This is a genomic window from Trinickia sp. EG282A, from assembly GCF_040965455.1.
GTDB classification, from domain to species: domain Bacteria; phylum Pseudomonadota; class Gammaproteobacteria; order Burkholderiales; family Burkholderiaceae; genus Trinickia; species Trinickia symbiotica.
The window spans coordinates 1,227,564-1,245,728 of sequence record NZ_JBFRCC010000001.1 but is presented as its reverse complement, the minus strand read 5'-3'; the positions used below and the strand labels follow the sequence as shown (position 1 = coordinate 1,245,728).

The 18,165-nt window shown below is 61.5% G+C and carries 15 protein-coding genes and 1 pseudogene; 6 read left to right on the top strand and 10 right to left on the bottom strand.

Features of this window, described 5'->3' with window-relative positions; all coding sequences use genetic code 11:
- Positions 1 to 57 precede the first annotated feature (57 nt).
- From AB4Y31_RS05755 to AB4Y31_RS05745, 3 genes are all read right to left on the bottom strand, one after another.
- A complete protein-coding gene (locus AB4Y31_RS05755; protein WP_368673071.1) occupies positions 58 to 1,056 on the bottom strand; it encodes a bestrophin family protein in 999 nt (332 codons plus the stop codon).
- A gap of 26 nt (positions 1,057 to 1,082) precedes the next feature.
- Entirely contained in the window at positions 1,083 to 1,655 is a 573-nt protein-coding gene (locus AB4Y31_RS05750; protein WP_368673070.1) for a YbhB/YbcL family Raf kinase inhibitor-like protein, read from the bottom strand.
- Positions 1,656 to 2,010: 355 nt separating this feature from the next.
- Complete coding sequence (locus tag AB4Y31_RS05745; protein WP_368673069.1) at positions 2,011 to 2,577, bottom strand: RBBP9/YdeN family alpha/beta hydrolase; 567 nt, start codon at positions 2,575 to 2,577, stop codon at positions 2,011 to 2,013.
- Positions 2,578 to 2,687: 110 nt separating this feature from the next.
- Between AB4Y31_RS05745 and AB4Y31_RS05740 the strand changes: the two genes are divergently transcribed.
- Positions 2,688 to 3,068 carry a VOC family protein gene (locus AB4Y31_RS05740; protein ID WP_368673068.1) on the top strand — a complete coding sequence of 127 codons (381 nt, stop codon included), beginning with the start codon at positions 2,688 to 2,690 and terminating at the stop codon, positions 3,066 to 3,068.
- A 72-nt stretch (positions 3,069 to 3,140) separates the two neighbouring features.
- Here the strand turns inward: AB4Y31_RS05740 and AB4Y31_RS05735 are convergent, their stop codons facing one another.
- The gene (locus tag AB4Y31_RS05735) at positions 3,141 to 4,814 is read right to left on the bottom strand and encodes an electron transfer flavoprotein-ubiquinone oxidoreductase (RefSeq protein ID WP_368673067.1); all 1,674 of its coding nucleotides are present in this window, start codon (positions 4,812 to 4,814) and stop codon (positions 3,141 to 3,143) included.
- Positions 4,815 to 4,984: 170 nt separating this feature from the next.
- Here AB4Y31_RS05735 and AB4Y31_RS05730 point away from each other — a divergent pair, with 170 nt between their 5' ends.
- The 5 genes and pseudogenes from AB4Y31_RS05730 to AB4Y31_RS05710 all read left to right on the top strand — a co-directional run bounded on the left by AB4Y31_RS05730 (position 4,985) and on the right by AB4Y31_RS05710 (position 8,102).
- On the top strand, positions 4,985 to 6,172 hold the full coding sequence (locus tag AB4Y31_RS05730) for an NAD(P)/FAD-dependent oxidoreductase (protein WP_368673066.1): 1,188 nt from the start codon (positions 4,985 to 4,987) through the stop codon (positions 6,170 to 6,172).
- 10 nt (positions 6,173 to 6,182) lie between these two features.
- The gene (locus AB4Y31_RS05725; RefSeq protein ID WP_368673065.1) at positions 6,183 to 6,773 is read left to right on the top strand and encodes a HutD family protein; all 591 of its coding nucleotides are present in this window, start codon (positions 6,183 to 6,185) and stop codon (positions 6,771 to 6,773) included.
- Between the two features lie 22 nt (positions 6,774 to 6,795).
- Positions 6,796 to 7,254, top strand: a pseudogene (locus AB4Y31_RS05720) (electron transfer flavoprotein subunit alpha/FixB family protein); the annotation flags it as partial.
- 184 nt (positions 7,255 to 7,438) lie between these two features.
- A complete protein-coding gene (locus AB4Y31_RS05715) occupies positions 7,439 to 7,843 on the top strand; it encodes a type II toxin-antitoxin system RelE/ParE family toxin (RefSeq protein ID WP_368673459.1) in 405 nt (134 codons plus the stop codon).
- Positions 7,818 to 8,102 carry an XRE family transcriptional regulator gene (locus AB4Y31_RS05710; RefSeq protein ID WP_107151575.1) on the top strand — a complete coding sequence of 95 codons (285 nt, stop codon included), beginning with the start codon at positions 7,818 to 7,820 and terminating at the stop codon, positions 8,100 to 8,102. Before AB4Y31_RS05715 ends, AB4Y31_RS05710 begins: the two co-directional genes overlap by 26 nt.
- Positions 8,103 to 8,181: 79 nt before the next feature.
- Here AB4Y31_RS05710 and hutG read toward each other — a convergent pair whose 3' ends face one another.
- From hutG to pruA, 6 genes are all read right to left on the bottom strand, one after another.
- Positions 8,182 to 8,985 carry an N-formylglutamate deformylase gene (gene hutG / locus AB4Y31_RS05705; RefSeq protein WP_368673064.1) on the bottom strand — a complete coding sequence of 268 codons (804 nt, stop codon included), beginning with the start codon at positions 8,983 to 8,985 and terminating at the stop codon, positions 8,182 to 8,184.
- A 106-nt stretch (positions 8,986 to 9,091) separates the two neighbouring features.
- Entirely contained in the window at positions 9,092 to 12,850 is a 3,759-nt protein-coding gene (putA, locus tag AB4Y31_RS05700; protein ID WP_368673063.1) for a bifunctional proline dehydrogenase/L-glutamate gamma-semialdehyde dehydrogenase PutA, read from the bottom strand.
- A gap of 85 nt (positions 12,851 to 12,935) precedes the next feature.
- Positions 12,936 to 13,772: an ABC transporter permease gene (locus AB4Y31_RS05695; RefSeq protein ID WP_368673062.1), complete on the bottom strand. Its 837-nt coding sequence runs from the start codon at positions 13,770 to 13,772 to the stop codon at positions 12,936 to 12,938.
- Between the two features lie 4 nt (positions 13,773 to 13,776).
- A complete protein-coding gene (locus AB4Y31_RS05690; protein ID WP_368673061.1) occupies positions 13,777 to 15,060 on the bottom strand; it encodes an ABC transporter permease in 1,284 nt (427 codons plus the stop codon).
- 206 nt (positions 15,061 to 15,266) lie between these two features.
- A complete protein-coding gene (locus AB4Y31_RS05685; protein ID WP_368673060.1) occupies positions 15,267 to 16,343 on the bottom strand; it encodes an ABC transporter ATP-binding protein in 1,077 nt (358 codons plus the stop codon).
- A 44-nt stretch (positions 16,344 to 16,387) separates the two neighbouring features.
- Entirely contained in the window at positions 16,388 to 17,998 is a 1,611-nt protein-coding gene (pruA, locus tag AB4Y31_RS05680) for an L-glutamate gamma-semialdehyde dehydrogenase (RefSeq protein ID WP_368673059.1), read from the bottom strand.
- Between the last annotated feature and the right edge of the window lie 167 nt (positions 17,999 to 18,165).

Genomic DNA, 18,165 nt, shown 5'->3' with positions numbered 1-18,165 from the left:
ACGATGAGATGTCGCGCCGAGCTGGAAATCGCGCAGCCAACCGTGAGCTGGTCGCCTTTATAGCGCAATAGTCTCCAGCGCCGGATCCTCGGTCGTCTCACCCAGCATCGATCGGAGGTCACGCTCAATCAAGGTGCACATCGTCGAAATTGGCACATCGTTGGCCCCACCCTCGAACGGATTTTCGGTGCTTTCCCCGACCTGCTCGAGCGATGTGTACATCCACGAGACGGCGACGCTGCACGGCACGGCGAGCCAGATCATGTTTCCGTGCATGAAACCGCTTACACCGTCATTTAACCTATCGAACTCGTGAAGCAATCCGAACGGAAAAAGCAAACAGAAAAATCGCGCGAACAGCGCACTGACGGTCGCATATTGGCGCGGATAAGGGAAATTCTTGAGGCGCTCCGCTTTCGCCTGAAGAGCAATGAAATCGCCAAGTGCTCGTTGAAGCTCCAGATAGAACGCTGAATCCAGATGCCCGGTAGCATGGAGCTCCGAGAGCAATGCACCCTGGGTACTCAATAGGGTCGTCGGCGCTGAAGCGCAACCCAACACCCGTTCAGTCTCCCATGCAGTCAGATAGTTCGGCAGAACTTCACCAAGACCCTTGTCCCATTCCGGTATCCGGTAATGACGGCTGTACTCGGCATTGAACCGCCTGCTCATGCTTTCCCAAGCGCGCGGGCGGCGCAACTCGTAACGCAGTGCAGTGAGCCAGGCGAGATGCCGATAGATTAGATCGCGGCGGGTGTCTTCTTCGCGGAGAAAATCGCGCGCCAGTTGCCCCCATCTTCGGCTCGCGCCGAGTATGCCGGTCCAGACGTCTTGCGCCTCCATTGCCCGATTGTATGTCTGCGCGTTCTTGAAGCCGACGATAAACGATGTGGCGGTACCGAGCAGTACAACGATCGTCAACGGCACCGATAGCCAGGTCATCGCGCAGAACTTGAACAGGATGACGGGTATCGAGCCACAAATGACGAGCGCGTAGATTTGCCGCCGCGTCCAGACCAGGAACTCGGATAACCTATAGGATTTGCCAAGGTGCATGTCGATTCCCGCCACCGATTGGGCGATCAGTCCGCCGGCCGGTGATACGTCGCGACGTAGTGCGCTTGAGCGATAACTTTTCCATGCATCTGATAAGCAACGAGCGCCGGACTCGATGCCGCCTTCACATCGATACTTGGGACTGCAAGCGCCGATGCAGTGACGACGTATCGATGCGATTCGCCTTCAGGCGGACAAGGTCCGCCGTACCTGGAATCGCCGAAGTCCGTCAGCGTTTCGACGGCGCCCGCGGGCAACAGCGTCGGGTTGCCCGAGGCGCCCTTTTCGATCGACGTATCCGACCCGGGAATGTTGACGACTTCCCAATGCGTCCAACCGAGTCCACCCGTCGGCGCATCCGGGTCGTAGATCGTGACGACAATGCTCTTCGTGCCGCGAGGAACATGGGACCACGAGATGTGGGGCGAAACGTTGGCGCCGTGACATCCAAATCCGCCGTTGACCTGTTCGCTCATGAACTGTCCGCGATCCAGGTCGTCCACCTGTACGGAAAAGCGCTCGGCAAGAGCGGTTGCGGGCACGATTGCCAAAAGTGCTGAAGAGCAGAGAGCTGCTCGCAAAACGCCGTTGAGGCCCATAGTGAGCTCCGTTGCGACTTACCCAAGATGTTGAGGATCGATGGATGTGCCTGATCGACGTTGGCAGGATCGCTTGCGCGGCCATCGTCGAAACGGATTGTAGGTATGGACGTCGAACGGCAGTAGCCCCGCGAAGGGGTTCACCGTGTTGCCGCGAAAACAACAATCGGCTTGCGTCTCTCTGAAGTTCGTTCGAGCTTGCGAGACGCGGATCAAAGCTAGGCCGACCCGATGACGGATAGGCCCAGCCCAGACTCGCCGCGCCTCAGAACATATGGCGCTCGGCTGCTTTGCGAGGGGCGATGGACGCGCATCCGGATCAGTACCCGATCGGGGCGCGTCGTCGCTATCCGGCTTACCGCGAATCAGTGCGCTGGGCCAGTGCGCTCGTATCGAGTCGCTGTAGAAGCTGATATCCCTCCGCCCAGTCTTCCAGTTGGCTGGCGGCGTTGATATGCCCGTGTGCTCCCACGTCGACGAACTCGCTGCCCCATATGTTTGCACAGTACTGCGCATGACCGATCGATCCATACGGATCGTCGCTGCTTGCAACGACAATGCTGGGAAACGGCAATCTCGAGGACGGCACAGCCGAAAACCCGACCGTGAAAGCGCGCGGAAATGCGGGCGCCGACGGATCTGGAACGGCTACGAGCAGCGCCCCTCGAATGGCGCGCGCCTGCCGCGCGGCCCAATGCGCCACCGCCAGGCAACCGAGACTGTGAGCAACGACGATGACATCGGGGCCGAGCGCCCTCACCTCATTATCGATCGCCGCCACCCATTCGTCGCAAACGGCGTGATCCCAGTCTTCGACCTTGATGCGAGACCAGTTCCCCGGTTTCGTCGCCTCCCAGAGGCTTTGCCAGTGGGTTGGTCCCGAATTCCCGTAACCGGGCGCGATCAGGAAGCGTCGACTCATCTTTTTTCTCCATGAAAGGGCGTCCAGTGTAAGACCTGACGGTCTCTGTCAGAATAACCGAGCCGATGAATTGTTCGTCGGCTGGCGCTTCAAATGCGCGGAGGTCAGCCATGAGCATCGCTTTGAATCACACGATCGTCTATGCCCACGATAGGGACGCGTCCGCAACGTTTCTGACCGAGATTCTAGGGCTCCCCAAGCCCACGCCGTTCGGGCCGTTTCTCACGGTGCATCTCAGCAACGACGTAACGATGGACTTCATGGAATCCGACGATCGGATAACGGCGCAGCACTATGCCTTCCTTGTCAGTGAAGCCGAATTCAGCGGGATCATGGAGCGCATTCAGGACCGCAGGCTGCGGTATTGGGCCGACCCTGCCCAACGACGCGAAGGCGAAATCAGCACGCGTGACGGCGGTCGTGGCGCGTATTTCGAGGATCCGAACGGCCATCTGCTCGAGATCATTACGCGGCCCTACGGCGGGCATTAGAGAAGCGCGACGTTGTTCAGCGGGCGAGCGCCGTGGGAAGCTCGCACCGTGATTCTTCGCGATTCTCCGCCGTTACATGTTCGCATAGTTCGGCCCGCCGCCGCCCTCCGGGGTGACCCAGACGATGTTCTGCGTCGGATCCTTGATGTCGCAGGTCTTGCAATGCACGCAGTTCTGCGCATTGATGACGAGCCGCTCGCTGCCGTCCTCGTTTTTGACGAATTCGTAGACGGCGGCCGGACAATATCTGCCTTCCGGCCCGGCATAGGTGCGCAGATTGATGTCGACGGGCACTGTCGGATCCTTCAGCGTCAGGTGCGCCGGCTGGTTTTCCTCGTGGTTCGTATTCGACAGGAAGACCGATGAAAGCCGATCGAACGTCAGCTTGCCGTCGGGCTTCGGATAGACGATCGGCGTGCACTGCGAGGCGGGCTTCAGCGTCTCGTTGTCGCGATGTTGGTGATGCAGGGTCCAGGGCACGTTTCCGCCAAGCAGCTTTTGCTCGATGCCGACCATCAGCGTGCCGAGATAGAGCCCTTTGCTCATCCACTGCTTGAAGTTGCGCGCGCGGTTCAGCTCCTCGTGGAGCCACGACTGCTTGAATGCGTCCGGGTACGCCGAGAGCTCGTCGCCTTGCCGTCCGGCCTGCACGGCGTTGAATGCTGCTTCGGCTGCGAGCATGCCGCTCTTGATGGCCGCATGCGAACCCTTGATCCGCGAAGCATTGAGGAAACCGGCATCGTCGCCGACGAGCGCGCCACCCGGAAACACGAGCTTCGGCAGCGACATGAGGCCGCCCGCCGTGATCGCACGCGCGCCATACGAAATCCGCTTGCCGCCTTCGAGCACCTTGCGGATCTCCGGATGCGTCTTGTAGCGCTGGAACTCCTCGAACGGCGAGAGGTAGGGGTTCGAATAGCCGAGGCCGACGACGAAGCCTACGACCACCTGGTTGTTGTCCGCGTGATAGAGGAACGAGCCGCCGTACGTCTGCGTATCGAGCGGCCAGCCTGCCGTATGGATCACGAGCCCGGGCTGGTGCTTCGCCGGATCGATCTCCCACAGTTCCTTGATGCCGATGCCGTAGACCTGCGGATCGGCATCGCGGTCGAGCTTGAATTTGTCGTTCAGTTGCCGGCCGAGGTGCCCGCGCGCGCCTTCGCAAAAGAGCGTGTACTTCGCGTGCAGCTCCATGCCGAGCTGGAAGTTCTCGGTCGGCTCGCCGTCTTTGCCGATGCCCATATTGCCGGTCGCGACGCCTTTGACCGAGCCGTCTTCGTTGTAGAGCACCTCGGCGGCCGCAAAGCCCGGGAAAATCTCCACGCCGAGCGCCTCGGCCTGCTGCCCCAGCCAGCGCGTCACGTTGCCGAGGCTGATCACGTAGTTGCCGTGGTTCTTAAAGTTGCCGGGCAGCGCCCAGTTGGGCGTCTTAAAGGCGCCTTTCTCGGAGAGGAAGAGGAAACGGTCTTCGGTGACGGGCACGGTCAGCGGCGCGCCTTTGTCCTTCCAGTCGGGAATGAGCTCGGTAATGGCGCGCGGGTCCATGACCGCGCCCGACAAAATATGCGCACCGATCTCGGACCCCTTTTCGAGCACGCATACGCCGAACTCGACGCCTTTTTCCTGCGCGAGCTGCTTGAGCCGGATGGCGGCCGAGAGGCCCGCGGGCCCGCCGCCGACGATCACGACGTCGTATTCCATCGACTCGCGCGGACCGTATTGCTCGACAAGGCTGTTCATATTCATAGCGGCAAGGCATTCGGGGTTTCGTGAGCCGATATCGTCGACTCGCCGTTCGCACAACGTACAGACGTCAAATGCGCTTTTGCTAAAGATCGTCGCCTCTTATATTTTCGCGCGCCGGTTATTCGCGCCCCACAGTTCGTTCAAACCTCGTTCTCGAAGGGAATGGAACTGTGAATACATATGACGTGGTGGTGATCGGCGCGGGCGTCATCGGCAGCTCGGTGGCTTTCCAGCTGTCCAAACTGGGCGCGAAAAACGTGCTCGTGCTCGACCGCGGGACGATCGGGGCGGGAACGACCTCGCAATCGTCGGGCATTTTGCGAACGCATTACTCCGTCAAGGAGAACGTCGAACTCGCCCGCAAATCGTGGGACGTATTCAATAACTTCGCCAACTATCTTGGCGACGAGGAAGCGTCGTGCGGCCTCGTGAAGTGCGGCTACATGATCGTCTCCGGCGAGGGCGACAAGCTTGAGCCGCTGCGCGCCTCGCTGGCGCAACAGAAGGAGCAAGGCATTCCGCTGGAGTTGCTCGACCGCAAACAGGCCAAGGAATTGCTGCCGATCGCGCAATTCGACGACGCGGCACTCATCGGCTACGAGCCGGAAGCCGGCTTCGCCGATGCCTATCTGGTGGCGACGAGTTTCGCGCGAGCGGCTCGCCGCGGCGGCGTGACGATTCGCGAAAACGCCACCGTCAACAAGATCTTGTTCGAGAACAACAAGGTTGTCGGCGTTTCGACGAGCATCGGCGACTTTGCCACGTCGATGGTCGTCAGCACGCAAAACATCTGGACGCCCGAGCTGGCGGGATGGACCGGACGCGATCTTCCGATCATGCCCGAACGTCATGCCGTGCTGGCCCTGGAATGCGAGGCGGCCAAATATACGTACTCGATGCCCGTGTTCAAGGATCTGGCCTCGCCCGGGATGCTCTATTACCGCAGCTACGGCGGCAATCAGATGCTCGTGAGCGAAGGCGTGGTCGGCGAAAAGCTCAACGCGGCCGAAACCGAGCAAGGCGATATTCCGATGGACTATGTGGTCGAAGTCGGCGCTCAAGTGGCCGAACGTTTCACGGCCTACGAAACCGCCGGCATCGCTTCGTCATGGACGGGTGTCTACGACGTCACGCCCGATTGGAATCCCGTCCTGGGCAAGCTGCCCGGTATCGAAGGCTTGGTCGTGGGCTATGGCTTCTCCGGTCACGGCTTCAAACTTTCGCCGACGGTCGGCCGCGTGCTGGCCCAGGAAACGCTCGGGTTGCCGACCGACGTCTCGCTCAAGCCCTACTCGATCGATCGCTTCGCGACGGGCGAATTGTTGACGGGGAAATACGGGCTCGGCGCGGTGTCCTGAGGAACGGGCGATGTCAGCCATCGATGTGCGTGCGCTTTCATCGGTCCCCGTCGAGCCGTGGCGAAACGGAGGCGGGGTCACGCAGACGCTTGCGACGCACGGGACCGAATGGCGAGTCAGCGTCGCGCAAGTGGAACGCGATGGCCCATACTCGCGATTCGACAGTATCGCACGCGTGTCTTTCCTGCTGCGCGGCAAGGGTGTGACGCTGCGACACAGAGCTTCGGTCATCAGGCTCGCGCCGTTGACGGCTGTCGAGTATGACGGCGGCACCGAGTGGGACGCAACCCTCGTCGATGGGCCTGTTACCGCCCTGAACATCATGACTGCGGCGGGGCGTTATCGGACGACAGTCAATCCGATCGTCGTCGCGACGATCGTCCCGCCCGGGTGCGCGGCGATCGTGATTGCGCTCGACAGTGCGTGCCGGTACAGCGAACCGGACATCGGCACGGACGGCTCGATCCAGCCGGGACAGTTCATGATCGTCATCAGTGTCGATCGGCCACTTCGCGTCGAGCCGGCTCATCATGGAGCCGCGCCTCCGCTCATCGTGACCATCGAGCCCGTCCCGGCCCGGACACCCGATTCAAATTTTTGAGGATCAAGCAGCCGCGCGGACCGAAGGCGGCAACGCGGAAATCGTCGAGGTGCCGGCCGTTCCCGATACCGGTCTCTCGATATTCGTGCGTCGCCAAATCGCCGCGAGCGATCGCCCTGATCTTACGGGCGCACGCGTTGTCGTTTCCTGGGGCCGCGGCCTCGGCAGCGCCGAGAATTTTTCGTTGCTCGATCCGCTCGCGGAAAAACTCGGTGCGGCGATCGGCGCCTCGCGCGCCGCGGTCGATTCCGGCTACGCACCGAACGATTTGCAAGTCGGTCAAACCGGCAAGATCGTCGCCCCCGAACTCTATGTCGCGGTGGGCATTTCGGGCGCGATCCAGCACTTGGCGGGCATGAAGGATTCAAAAGTCATCGTTGCGATCAACAAGGATGCGGAAGCACCCATCTTTGGCGTCGCGGACTACGGTCTCGTCGCTGACCTGTTCGAAGCAGTCCCGGGACTCGCCAAATCGCTCTGATTGGCGGACTCCTTCCGATTCGAACGCGGGCGCAATGCCCGCGTTTTTCATTCTTGGCCTGCAAACCGGGCGAAGGCACAAGGGCGCGAATTGCATACCACGGGCAGCCGCAGCCCCAAAAATCCCCATTGACAAGCGTACCAAATTTGGTACGATAGCAACGTTCCCAGACTCTGCTTCCCGCATGGCCCTGTCCGACCGCGTGCTCTTTGTCTATTTCTATCGGTCAGAAAATGGCAATGAGCCCGTTCGCGAGTGGCTTCGTGGGCTGGACATCGAAGACCGAAAGTCCATCGGCGACGACATCAAAACCGTCGAGCTTGGCTGGCCGATTGGAATGCCTTTGGTCCGAAAGATGGAGGCAGACATCTGGGAGGTCCGGGTTGACTTGCGGCAGAGGATTGCCCGGGTGCTTTTCACGGTCATTGGCGACAAGATGATTTTGCTCCACGGCTTCATTAAGAAGTCACAGCAAACGCCTGCGCCTGACCTGAAACTCGCCCGTACAAGAATGCGGCAAGCTCACGACGCGGCAAGTGCGAAGCAATCGAAGGAGTCCCCACATGGCAAACAAGCACGTCGGAAGTAGCTTCGACGACTTCCTCGCCGAAGAAGGTCGGCTCGAGGAAGCAACAGCTACCGCCATGAAGAGAATCATCGCGTGGCAAATCGCGCAGGAGATGAAGGCTCAAAAACTGTCCAAAACAGCGATGGCGGAACGCATGCACACGAGCCGGGCAGCATTGAATCGCTTGCTGGACGAGGAAGATACAAGCCTTACACTGACAACGCTGGCAAGCGCTCTTACGGCGCTAGGCAAGCGAATGGAATTTAAGCTGGCAGCCTGACAACGTCGCACACCAAGCTCTTCAACTACCCGAACATACGCCCGCCTAATGCGGGCTTTGTCACATCCGACTTATTCGATCAGCACGGCAGCGAGCGTACCGCCTTCAGCGCCGCCGACACCATGCCCTCGACCACGGGTGCGACCCGCGCCGCGAGATCCGGCCGATACTCGAACGGCGCCGTTTCGTCCATGTACGTCGACTGGCACATCTCGAGCTGAACCGCGTGTATGCCTTGTTCCGGCTGACCATAGGCGCGCGTGATATACCCGCCCTTGAATCGTCCGTTTGCGACCCACGTGAACGGCTGATCCTTCAGCGAGGCCGTCATTGCATCGAGCACCCGCGCATCACAGCTACTACCGGAGTTCGTTCCGATGTTCAGATCGGGCAGTTTGCCTTCGAACAACCGCGGAAGGACGCTGGCAATCGAATGCGCTTCCCACAGCAGAACGCTGCCGAACTCGGCTCGCAAGCGATCCAGTTCCTGTCGCAGCTTCGCGTGATACGGATGCCAATACGCGTTCAAGCGGCGCCCCACTTCGCTCGGATCGGGCGAACCACCGTCCGGATACAGCGGCTCGCCGCGGAACGTCTCGGTGGGGCAAAGCCCCGTTGTCGTCTGCCCCGGATAAAGGCTCTCGCCGCTCGCCGGACGATTGAGATCGATCACGTAGCGCGAGAAACGCGCGCCCAGCACGGATGCCCCCATGCTCGCCAAAAAACCGTAGAGCCGGTCGAGATGCCAATCGGTGTCCGCCACGACGCCCGCGATTTCCGTCTGTCGCGCGCGAATGTCCGAGGGGATTTCCGTACCAAGATGAGGAATCGAGACCAGAAGCGGCACGATTCCCTGATGAAAATGAAAGCGGGTATCGCTCAAACGGAGTTCTCCAACATTGCTGAATCGGTATGCGGTTTGGCCACCACGTAAAACGCACTGGCACCTAAAACTCGGACCCGCACCGAGCGGCGCTCGAAGTCGAGACTCAAACCGCGTCCTCGCTCAGCACCATCAACTGCGTATTGCCGCCGGCGGCGCTCGCGTTCACGGTCGTCACGCGTTCGCGCACAAGCTGGACCCAGTCGTACTGCCCTTCACTGTCCTCTTGCACACAGCCGATCGCGAGTTCAGCGGCCACCGAACGAATTTCGGCGATGCCTTTCTGCTCCCGCCCCAGCATGACCAGATCGGGACACACACCGGCGAAGTCCCCGTCAAGTACACGAGCGGCGTCGGCCGAATCGACGACACGGCAGGCATCGCCCAACGTGCGAGCGACGGCATCGGCCACCGGCGATCGAAGCAGTACGATCCGATTGCCGAACGCGCAGGCGGCCATCGCTTGCGCGACGACGGCGAAAGGCGACGCACCCGCGCACAGCACTTGCCCACGCGGCAGAAGCTCGACCGTGTTTTCCTCTCCGGTCAACGCCGGCAGCGTAATCGGCGCCAGTCCTTCGATCTGCCCCACGAGCCGCTGCTTCAAACGCGCAATCGCAACCTGTTCGTCTTTCGCGGACAGCCACTCGGGCGCGCGCGCGAAGAGCGCTTCGACATGGGAGCGGCTAGCCGCGCGTGCCAGCTCCATTGCCTTGCGGCGGTCCATGAACTTCCCGTCCGCAGTCTCCACCGGAAATTCGTAGAACTTCTCGCTCACTGCATTGGGCGCCGAAGCGAACGGCCCCGCCGGCGCATTGAACGACGGCGCGGCATCGCGCGTCAGCGCGAACAACGTGAACGGGCCGCCCCACATCGGGCCCGTACCGGAGGCGCCCACACCGCCGAACGGCTGCATGCCGACGAATGCGCCATGCATTGCTCGATTGACGCAGATGCTGTTCGCCGCCGACGCCGAAAGCAGCGTTCCCGCGGTCTCGTTGATACGCGTGTGCAGACCTTGAACGGCACAGCCCATCGTGCGGAGCTGCCGGAGCAGCGAGGCCATTTCGCCGGTCTTGAATCGCACCACGTGAAGAATCGGACCGGCCACCGTGGGATCGAGCGACGCAAGCGCTTGTGCATCGCCTAAGTCCACGATCGTCGGCGCGACGAAATTGCCCTTCGTACACACAGCGGAAAGCGAGCCGCGCGTCACCGCATATCCCTTTCGCCGCAGTTGCTCGATGTACGTCTCGGCGCGATCGCGAACGCGGCGCGTAGCAACCGGCCCTATGTCCGATGCGGCGCTGAGCGGACTGGCGGTCCGACGCTCGCTGAGCATACCCTTGAGCATCGTCAGTACCTTGTCCGCCGTAGAATCCTGCAGGCACAGAAGGCGCAACGACGACGCGGTCTGCCCCGCGCTTTTGAAAGCGGAGACGACGGCGTCGGAGATCACCTGCTCGGGCAACGCCGAGCTATCGACGACCATCGCGTTGACACTGCCCACGGTACTGAGAAACCTCGGCGGCGTTGCCTTCGTGGCGAGCTCGGCGGCGATCGATCGCGCGGCCTTGGCCGTGCCGGAAAACACCACGGCGGCGACAGGCGCCTCAGTGACGAGTGGTTGACCGACGGTATTGCGCCCGCCGGGCAAGCATTGAAGGACGCCCTCCGGCACGCCGGCACGATGGAACGCCCGCGCCGCCTCGTATCCGATCAAGGCCGCATCGATCGAAGGCTTCGCGATCACGACATTGCCTGCGGCCAGCGACGCCGCGATCTGTCCGACGAAGGTTGCGAGCGGCGACGATGCCGGCGTCACACTGACGACGACACCGAGCGGCCGTGCGGCCTCAAGGTGCCGATCGGCACGGAGCTGGTACGCATACAAGCGGCAAAGGTTGACGGAGCTTCGCACCTCGTCGGCCGCCTCCGCCAGCGTGGCACCGCTCTCGAGAACCAGCAACGCGCCAAGCCGGGCGCTCGAACGCTCGATTTCGTCGGCCGCGAGCTCGAGCATCGCAGCCCGGTCTGCCGCAAGCATGGTGGCTTGCGCTACGGCAACCGCCTGCGCTTGGGACAAAGCCTTTACAACGTCGGACAGTCTCGCCTCGGCCACCGTGCCGATCGCCTCCGCCGTATCGCTGGCGCTATACACGAGGCGAGTCGCATCCGCGGACGAAGCGCCCGCACCTTCGACATCGCCGGCGACGATCGCCCGCGCCGCGATTCGATCCGCTCGAATCTGCGCAACGGCGGTGTCGAACTCAACCGAATTGGCAAAGCTCAATGCCGACGCATTGACCCGCCCCGGAAGGACGGCACTGGGAGCCGGAATGCCGGCATGCGGCTTGCCGCCCGTACGTGCTGCGCGCGCGACGGGATCTTCGACGATATCCGCAATGCTGACGGCCGGATCGACGATCTGATTGACGAACGACGAGTTGGCACCGTTCTCGAGCAAACGCCGCACGAGGTAGGCAAGCAGCGTCGCATGCGGTCCCACCGGCGCGTAGACCCGGCACGCACGCCCGAGCTTCGATGGCCCAACGACCTGGTCGTATACCGTTTCGCCCATGCCATGCAGACATTGAAACTCGTATTCCTTGCCCTCGGCCAATGTGTGAACTGCGGCAATGGTGAATGCGTTATGCGACGCGAACTGCGGGAAGATGGCGTCCGGCGCACCGAGCAGCACCTTGGCGCAGGCGATATAGCTGACATCGGAATGGACCTTGCGTGTGAACACGGGATAGCCCGCCGCACCTGCATCCTGCGCCAACTTGATTTCAGTATCCCAGTAAGCGCCCTTGACCAACCGAATATTGATGCGCCGCCCCGTGCAACGCGCGAGCGCGATGATCCAATCGGCGACGGCACGGCCACGCTTCTGGTATGCCTGCAAAGAAATGCCGATGCCGTTCCAGCCGCGCAAGCTCGGCTCGCGGCAAAGCCGCTCCAACATTTCGAGCGTCAGATCGAAGCGGGCGGATTCTTCCTGATCCAAGTGAAAGCCGATGCCGTAGCGCTTCGACAACTCCGCGAGTTCCAACAGCCGCGGATACAACTCGTTCAGTACGCGCTCGCGCTGCGGCAACTCATAACGCGGATGCAAGCCCGAAATCTTGACCGACACCCCGGGGCCTTCAATCGGGCCGCGCGCCCGTGCGTCCTTGCCAATCGCTTCGATCGCATGCCGATACGACTCGAAGTAAGCCCGTGCATCGTCATCGGTCAACGCAGCTTCGCCCAGCATGTCGTAGGTGTACCGATACCCGTTCGATTCACGGCCTCGTGCGACGCCGATCGCCTCTTCGATGGTCTGCCCGGTGACGAACTGCTTACCGAGCATTCGCATTGCGTACGCGACGCCGGCGCGCACGACCGCCTCGCCGCCCTTGCGGACGACGCGCGTCAACGCTTCGGCCAGGGCGTTTTCGTCCGGCTGCTTCAGCAGCTTGCCGGTAACGAGCAGGCCCCAGGCCGTGGCATTGACGAACAGCGACGGCGATTTGCCGATGTGCGCGCGCCAGTCGGCATCGACAATCTTGTCGCGAATCAACTGGTTGCGAGTCGTTGTGTCGGGAATCCGCAGCATGGCTTCGGCCAGGCACATCAAGGCGATGCCTTCGCGGCTGTCGAGCGAGAATTCCTGCGTCAACAAATCGACGCCGCCCGCATCGATGCGCGCATCTCGCACGCCCTGCGCCAAACGCGCGGCAAGATCCTGCGCTTTCGCGAGCGTAGGCGCATCCATCCGCGCTTCTTGCATCAATGCTTGGACGACGTCCTCTTCGCGCATGGCCGTCGCGTCGCGAATACGCTGACGCAAAATGGAGAGATCCGTCGCAACGGTCCGCATGGTTTGGATTTCCGACAACATGATGATGTTCAGAGGATCGATAGGTGCACTTCGTAAAACGGCTCGCCACTCGCGAGCCGCCCGTTCAAAACGCCGCAGCGGTGCCTCGCAGGCGTTCGGTTCTGCGACGGAGAAGCTCGAGCGTCAGCAGGAGCAGCGTCGAGACGACGACGAGAACCGTGGCCACCGCGAGGATGGTCGGGCTCAATTGCTCGCGGATGCCCCCCCACATTTGGCGCGGGATCGTGCGTTGATCCGGTCCCGTGAGAAACAGCGCGACGACGATTTCATCGAACGAAGTCGCAAAGGCGAACAGCGCACCTGATACGACGCCGGGTGCGATGATCGGCAGCTTCACTTGCAAAAGCACTCTGAGGGGCGACGCTCCGAGACTACGTCCGGCGCGCGAAAGCGACTCGTTGAACCCGGCCAGCGTGGCGGTGACGGTGACAACGACGAACGGAACGCCGAGCGCGGCGTGGGCGAGGATCAGGCCCAACAAGCTGCCGGTCAGGCCGAGCGGGCTGAAGGCGAAGTACACGCCGACGGCCGTGATGATCAGCGGCACGATCATCGGTGAGACGAGCACGCCGGTGATGAACGCTTTGCCTTTCAGACGCGGGTTCGTCAAACCGAGCGAGGCCATCACGCCGAGCACCGTCGCAATCGCCGTCGACGACACGCCGGTGATCAGCGTGTTCTTCAACGCCAGCATCCACTCCGAACTGCCGAGGAACTGTTCATACCAACGCAGGCTCAAGCCCGGCATCGGATAGGTAAAGTACGGCTGCGAGTTGAACGACAGCGGCATCACCACGAGCACTGGCGACACCAAGAACAGCAGCACGAGGAGCGATACGCCGACATGCACGAATCGTCCAAGACGGCCCCACACCGTCACATAGGCTGGAAAACTGAACATTGCGTTACCCCAGTTTCACGCCGGCGCCGCCGGTGAGCTTTACGAACAGGCCGTAGACAACGAGCACACCGGCCAACAGGATCGACGCGAGTGCGCTTGCCAACCCCCAATTGAGCGTCGTATTGACGTGGTAGGCGATGTAGTAGCTCGCCAGCTGATCGTCAGGGCCGCCAACGATGGCCGGCGTGATGTAGTAGCCGACAGCGAGAATGAACGTCAGCATGCCGGCTGCACCCACGCCCGGCAGCGTTTGGGGAAAATACGCTTCGAAGAACGAACGCACCGGCCCCGCCCCCAACGAACGCGCCGCTTTGAAATAGAGATTCGGCACGCCCTTCATTACGCTGTACAACGACAGGATCGAGTACGGCAGCAGAATGTGCGTCATTGCCACCAGCACGCCGAAGCGGTTGTAGATCAACGACAGCGCGTGGTCCGTCAAACCCAGGCGCTGGAGGACATCGTTGAGTACGCCGTGAGTTTGCAGCACGACCACCCATGCCGTCGTCCGCACCAGAATCGACGTCCAGAATGGCAGCAGCACGAGAATCATGAGCAGGTTGCTGTACCGAGGGGGGATGTTGGCCAGAAAGTAAGCGACGGGATAGCCAAAGAGCAGGCAGAGCACACTCACCGAAATGCTGACCCACGCGGTCTTGACGAACACGTCGACGTAGAGCCGCTGACCATCCGGTTGCCTGACGATGGCGCCCCGCTCGTCGCGCATGAAATCGAACGCCTTCAGGTAATAGCCGAGCGTCCATGGCGACGAGGCATACTTGAGCGTCGACCAGGAATGGAGGTCGTCCCAGCGCGAATCGATCGCGGAAAAGCGTTGCTGCCAGGTTCCCGCGCCGGCTTCACCGAGCCGGCGCGCCGTCTTCATGATGAGACTCCGCATGCCCGAGTCGTCATAGTTCAACCGCCCCGCGACCCGGCTCATCCCGTCCGTTCCCTTGAGCGCGATCAAGTCCCGGCCGAATGCTTCGTAAACTTGCTCACCCGGAAGCTTGCCCGCTGCGGGGCTCCAGTCGCGCAACAAGGCTGCCGCATGGGGCAATTCCCGCGAAACCGTCGGATCTCTGAAGCTTTTCATGAGCAGGCTTCCAATCGGGACGAGGAACGTAACCAGGAGGAATGCCAGCAGCGGAAAAACGAGCAGCATCGCCTTGACGCGCTCGGTGCGTTCCGCACTACGGAGCCTCGCCTTCAGGTTCCTCGAATCGGCCACGACCGCCTGCTCGGCGTCTCCCTGTGGTACCGCAAAATCAGTTGGCAGAATCATCATGGTTCGGCGGTAGCTACCGCGCCCTCCTCCTCGATGCAACGACACAAGCGACTACATTCGACCTGCCCGGCCGACGAATAGAACAGCCGATTCGATTCCGCAGCATCGAAATGCAATCAGTAGTCCTAATAATCCGCCGGGGTTGATTGTTGTGCCCGGATCAACAGAACTACCCGAAAAATTCCAGCAAAATCTGCGATCCGGGATTACTGCAACGCTCGACAGGCGTCGGCCATCCAGCCGATGTCCACCGAGTCGCCGATACGCAACCGACGCGCCACGCCGTCATTGGGTAGCTTCACGATGAAGTCGTTGCGCCCGCACACCTGCATGACAACCCGCAGGTGATCGCCGTAATAGATCAAGTCCTTGACGCCCGCATTGAAGACGTTGTCGCACGCGCGCGCCTGCTCGCCCACCATGATGCGCTCCGGCCGCAGCGAAACGCTCGTGTTGCCCGACACGTGAATCGCGGCACCCGCACTGGCGACGATGTTATGTCCGCCGTCGAGGCGAACGCTGCAACGCTCACGATCGACCGACGAAATGGTCCCCTTCAGCTCGTTGCTTTCGCCGATGAACCGGGCAACAAACGCGTTCTCGGGGTTTTCATAGAGTTCGGACGGTGAGGCGAGTTGCTGGATGATGCCGTTATTGAAGACCGCAATGCGGTCGGACATCGTCATGGCCTCGCTCTGATCGTGCGTCACGTAGACGACGGTAAGCCCGCTCTGTTCGTGGATCTGTTTGATTTCGTACTGCATCTGCTCGCGCAGTTGCTTGTCGAGCGCGCCGAGCGGTTCGTCCATCAGCACGAGCGCCGGTTCGAACACCAGTGCGCGCGCAACGGCGATCCGCTGCTGCTGGCCGCCGGAAAGCTGAGCCGGCATGCGATTGGCGAACTTGTCCATGTTCACCATGTTCAGCGCGCGCTTCACCTTCCGCGCAATCTCATCCTTCGACACCTTGCGCACCTTCAACGGGAACGCAAGGTTCTCAGCTACCGATTTGTGCGGAAACAGCGCATAGCTTTGAAACACCATGCCGATGTTGCGCCGCTCCGGCGGAATCCGGTTGATCGGCTTACCCTGAAGAAGGATCTCACCATGCGTGGCGGTTTCGAATCCCGCCAGCATCATGAGACACGTCGTCTTGCCCGACCCGGACGGCCCGAGCATCGTGAGAAACTCGCCCTCGCGAATCTCGAGGTTGAGGTTCTTCACGACGAGCGTTTCGCCGTCGTAGGTTTTCTGGACGTTCTTGAAAGAGACAATCGTAGACATCGCCATTCCTCAGGGTTCTTCGGCTCAGAAGCAGTAGCGGCAAATCAGGCGCCGAACCGCCACTCGCGCGTGGGCAGATACGTTTCTTTCACAACGCGCGGAGAAGCCCAACGCAGCAGGTTCAGATACGAGCCCGCCTTGTCGTTCGTCCCGCTCGCGCGGCCGCCGCCGAACGGCTGCTGCCCGATCATCGCGCCCGTCGGCTTGTCGTTCAGATAGAGGTTGCCGGCCGCATTGATGAGCACGCTTTCGGCTTGATGCAGCGCGAAGCGGTCCGTGCAGAAGATCGAACCCGTGAGCGCATAGGGGCTGGTCGAATCGATCAGGGTGAGCGTGTCGTCCCATGCGTTGTCGTCGTAGACGAACACCGACAGCACTGGCCCGAACAACTCCTCCGTCATGAGCACATGCTTCGGATCGCTGACCTGCAGGACCGTCGGCTCGACGAACCAGCCCGGTTCGGACCACGTGCGGCCACCCGAAATCACGGTCACGGCTGCATCGTCCTTCGCGGCCTCGATCGCGCGCGACAGCTTTTGATGCGATGCGTGAGAGATGACCGCACCCATGAACGTATCGGGATCGGCCACGTCCCCCACCTTCAGTTCGCCAAGTCGATCGCGCAATTGCTGGCTCACGGCGCCCCACAGGCTACGCGGGATATAGGCGCGCGATGCGGCGCTGCACTTTTGCCCCTGGTAGCCGAACGCGCCGCGGATCAGCGCGATGGCCACTTCGGCCGCGTTGGCCGACGGATGCGCGAGCACGAAGTCCTTGCCGCCCGTCTCGCCAACAAGGCGCGGGAGGGTCCGGAAGCGCTCGACCTGGGATGCCACACCCTTCCACAACGATTGGAAGACGGCGGAGGAGCCCGTGAAGTGAATGCCGGCCAGGTCAGGCGAGGACATCACTGCGCGCGTCGTCATCTCGGCCTCGCCGGGCACGAAGTTGATCACGCCGGGCGGCAGGCCAGCTTCTTCTAACGCTTCGAAGAAGATGTAATTCGCGAGCGCCGACTTCTCGGAAGGTTTCCAAAGGACGGTATTGCCCATGATCGCGGGTGCCGTCGTCAGATTCGCGCCAATCGCCGTGAAGTTGAACGGCGAGACCGCGTAGACGAAGCCTTCGAGCGGACGCCAATCGGCACGGTTCACGGCCGTCGGCACCGACATCGGCTGCTCGGCATAGACGCGCTGCGCGTTGTAGGCGTTGAAACGCAGAAAATCCATGAGCTCACACGCGCTGTCGGGCTCGGCTTCCTCGATCGTCTTGCTCTGGCCGAGCATCGTGGCCGCATTGATCTTCATGCGCGAGCGCGTGCCCACGATGTCCGCGGCGCGATGCAGAATCGTCGCGCGGCTCGCATGGGTCAGGCTTGCCCAGTCGCGAGCCACAGCCTTGGAGCTTTCGATCGCTTCATTGACTTGCGCTTGCGTAGGGCGATGGATTCGAGCGAGCAAGCGCTGCGTGTCGTGCGGCGCACGCACTTCGACCACATCGTTCGAGAAATATCGCTTGCCTCCAATGACCGTCGGAATCTCAACCACCTCGCGAGTCTCGAGCGCGCGGCTCAACTCGGCTGCCGCTGCCGTTCCCTTGCCGAAGTGGACTTCCGGTTCGTTGGCCGGCAACGGAAATTGGGGACCTGACATCACGCTAACTCCTTTAGAAGAACTTTCGGGACGACGTACCGAATGGGCTGGGGCCTCAAATACCGGGTTTTCCCTTATCGCACAAGGCTCTGCGCCCGATCGGCCCGCTGAAAATCTACGTTTGCAGGTTAGTTCCGCCCCAAAAAACGGCTCGTTGTTTCAATCGAACT